Raw genomic sequence first — 3031 nt, forward strand, 5'->3', positions numbered from 1 at the left:
GTACTACACGAACGGGATCCAGCTGTAGGAAGGTTCGGCCTACACTCTCCCAAAGGAGTGGCGTTTTCGGATTCACGCAACGTATTTTCCCAGGGAAAACCAGTACTCGTTGCGGAAAATGACACTCCTTTGGAAGGGTTCTAGTACGTGAAAGGCCGGCATTCCGTTTTGTGGTGGAATACCGGCCTTTTCTTCTATCGTACCCCGAACAGGATTCGAACCTGCGACCTTCTGCTCCGGAGGCAGACGCTCTATCCCCTGAGCTAGGGGGGCGGGTCAAGCGAAGCAACAGTAGCGCACCGGCGTTGCACTCCCCAACACCGGGGCCGCGCGCCTATGTCAGACCGCGACGACGTGTGCGCCGTCGACTGCCGCGTACCGGCCGGGCGTGCAGGTCAGCACGATGATCTGGGCGTCACCGGCGGCCTCGGCGAGCACCCGCGTCATCGATGCCAGCCGCTCCGGATCGGAGTAGCCGAGGGCATCGTCGAGGATCACCGGGACGCCATCGGTCTCGTCGACGATCTTCGCGCACGCCAGACGGGCGATCAGCCCGAGCTGTTCGCGCGCTCCCCCGGACAGAGCGGCGACGTCGACGGTCGTGCCGTCCAGGGTGCGGCTGGCGATGGTGAAATCGTCGGCCACCTCGAAGCGAACCGAGTCACCGAAGACCGGCGCGGCCAGTTCTTCGAGCGAACGGGTGAACGGCGCCACGTACCGGGCTCGGCTCTCGGCCTGTTTGGCGATCAGCGTCTCGTAGAGCAGCTTCGCGCCGTCGGCACGCTCCCGCACACGGGCCAGTTCGGCTGCGGCGGCTAGAGCCGCCTTCTCCGTGATCGCAATATCGTCCAGCCGGTTCTCGTCCCGGCACATGTCCAGCTTGGTGCGTAGCTGAGTCCGCTTGTCCCACAATTGCTTCAGCGTGGCCGCCAGCCGGTCGACATTCTGCGCGGCCTCGGCGTACCGGGCCTGCACACCCGCCGGATCGACAGCAGCTGCTTCCTTCTCCCGCTCGGTGACCAGCGACTGCGCCTGTGCGCACTCCGACTCTGTGCCGGCGACGATACCCGCCAGTGCGGCGTCGGAGACGCGAGCACGCTCTTCCACGAGGGTGCTGCGCTCGGCCGTCGCAGCGGCCCGCTCGGCCGTGACCGCCGCGGCCTTCTCCTCGGCGCGTGTCCGGAGCCCATCGGCGAGCTGGCGCTGCCGCACCGCCGCCAGTTCCGACCGCGACATGAAATCCGCGCGTCGGCGATCCTCGGCCACCAGGTCGGCGACCGGTCGGCATTCTCCTGACTCCCCCGTGCCCGCCAATTCGGCGACCAGCAGGCCGCGTTCGGCGGCCAGTGCTTCGACACCGGCTCCCGCCAGCACGCGGGTCCGGGCGGCGGCCAGTCCGGCACGTTCTCGTTCGAGGTCCGCGCGCTCCTGCGCCCGACCGGCGATCTGCATGAGTTCGGCGACACCGCACCGCGCCAGGTGTCGCGCAGCCTGCGTCTGGAGCTCGGAAAGCTGCTCGGCCAAAGACTGAGTGTCCACGGCGCCGCGCACCACGACGCGCACACCCGCGGCTTCGATAACCATCTCACCCACCGCCGCGACGGTCCGCGCCTCGGTGACCGCTACGCCGTCCAGAGTCACCGGTTCGTCACCGGTCGGCAGCACTTCCACCGTGGCGGCCGCCGCGTCGATCCGCGCAAGGATGGAGGTGATCTTCCGATCGAGATCATTGGCCATCGAAACGTCTTGCGACACCACAGGATTGGCCTGGATCATCGGCGCCAGCTCGGCAGACCGGGCGTCCAGACCACGCACATCATCAAGCAGTTGATCGATCGTTGCCAGCCGGGCTCGCCGAGTCGCGAGCTGCTCGGCGGCTTCGGCCACAGCCAACTCGGCTCGCAGCGCCTGCTGCGCCACTCGGGCTAGGCCCACGGCCTCGTCCAGCTCAGTGGCCTCCGCCGCGGCCCGAGTCGCCCCCGCCGCCGCCTCTGCGGCCTGCGTGGCCTCGGTCTCGATCCGCTTCTCCCGCACCGCTATCCGCGCGGCCGCCGCGGTCCGCTCGACCAGATCTCGCTCCGCGAGATCGGCTTTCAGTCGCCACTCCCCGGCGCGCGCCCGCCCCTCAGCCAACCGTGCCTCTACCTTCTCCGCCTCGGCGAGACGCCTTCCCAGGTCCTCAAAGTCTGCGGTCGCATACGCATGGTCAGTGGCTACCCGGGCATGCTCCAACTCCACCGCTGGCAGCTCCGCCGCAGCCTGATCGGCCGCCCGCATCAGCTCGGCCGCCGCATCGACGGCCGCGCGGGCAGACTTGGCCGCCGCGGTCGCGTCAGCCAGCTCGCGGGCAGGCCGACCGGTGGCGGTGAAGTACCGCGTGAACTCGCCTTCGACCGCCTCGATCAGTGCCGCTCCGGCGCCGTCGTCAGCACCGGCAGCGTCATCGAGGGCACTGCCCACTGTCGGCGCGGCGACCCGATCCAGTGCGCGGGTCAGCGCCGCCGAGTCGGCGAGATCACCCAGGTCCGGGCCCGCGGTCTGCAGTAGCCGGAGCGCGCGGAACAGTGTGTCGTCGAGGGACTCGTTCAGGATGGCCGTGACGCGCTCGTGTGCGCCGCGGCCGGTCAGTTGTTCGCGTTTCGGTTTCAGAATGGTGAGCCTGGTCTCGGTTTTGCGGTTGAACCGCTTGAAGTATTCGAACCGCCACGGGCCGCAGCTGATCTCGGCACAGACCTCGGAACCGACGTCGCGGCCCGCGGGCTTCACCGCACGCACGCCGGCACCCTTGCTGTCGTCCTTGACTCCGAGCAGCAGATCGAGTGCCTCGATCATCGACGACTTGCCAGCCTCATTCGCACCCTCGACCACCGTGATACCCGAGTCGGCGAACTCGATGTCGCGCTCCTCGATTCCGCGAAAGTCCTTCAGCCGCAGGCGATGCAACCTCACTGGCCGCCTCCGGCCAGCCGGAACAGCAGCGACAGGGCGCTGCGCGCGGCCACGGCGCCATCGCCGCCTTGCGCCGCCAGCG

Annotated in this window: 1 protein-coding gene and 1 tRNA gene; both read right to left on the bottom strand. The window is 68.5% G+C overall.

Annotated elements, in window-relative coordinates; translation table 11 throughout:
- Nucleotides 1-200: 200 nt before the first annotated feature.
- Nucleotides 201-273, bottom strand: a tRNA-Arg gene (locus WAW85_RS06605).
- A gap of 66 nt (nucleotides 274-339) precedes the next feature.
- The gene (locus WAW85_RS06610) at nucleotides 340-2949 is read right to left on the bottom strand and encodes an AAA family ATPase (RefSeq protein WP_422558836.1); all 2610 of its coding nucleotides are present in this window, start codon (nucleotides 2947-2949) and stop codon (nucleotides 340-342) included.
- Between the last annotated feature and the right edge of the window lie 82 nt (nucleotides 2950-3031).

This window comes from Gordonia sp. (in: high G+C Gram-positive bacteria) (genome assembly GCF_049299075.1).
Lineage (GTDB): Bacteria > Actinomycetota > Actinomycetes > Mycobacteriales > Mycobacteriaceae > Gordonia.